The organism is Psychrobacter sp. 1U2 (assembly GCF_051847575.1).
In genome coordinates, this window is sequence record NZ_JBPYDC010001465.1 from 1 (window position 1) to 595 (window position 595).

At 47.2% G+C, this 595-nt stretch carries 1 pseudogene; it reads left to right on the top strand.

The features are described 5' to 3' along the window. A pseudogene (locus tag ACS8FD_RS22660) lies at nt 1-595 on the top strand (ESPR-type extended signal peptide-containing protein); the annotation flags it as partial.

Sequence of the window (595 nt, forward strand, 5' to 3'; positions counted from 1 at the left end):
CAGTAGGCTATAACAATACTGCAAACGGTCTTTATAATAGCAGTGCCGTGGGTAATGGTAATAGCGCAGAGGGTGGTTGGGGTAGTGCATTAGGTAGTAACAACAACGCATCAGGTGACTATAGCAGTGCAGTAGGTTATAACAATACTGCACGTGGTGCCTTAAGCAGTGCTATCGGTGACAGCAATACAGCGACATTTTTTGGGACCAGTGCCGTAGGCAGTGGCAATACTGCATCGGGAGAATATAGTAGTGCAGTAGGTAACGAGAATAGGGCATCAGGCGGTTGGAGCAGCGCAATGGGCTCTGGAAATACGGCATCAGGTGAAAACAGCAGTGCATTAGGGGCTAATAACACAGCATCGGGTGAAAAAAGCAGTGCGCTGGGTCGTTCCAATACGGTATCGGGTAGATTTAGTAGTGCGATAGGTTTCAATAATGAAGCATCGGATGACTTTAGCAATGCAATAGGAGCTGCTAACAAGGCATCAACACGTAATAGCAGTGCGATAGGGGTTAGTAATACAGCACTAGGTGTTGATAGCAGTGCGCTGGGTCGCTCTAATACTGCATCAGGAATTGTTAGCAGTGCAGT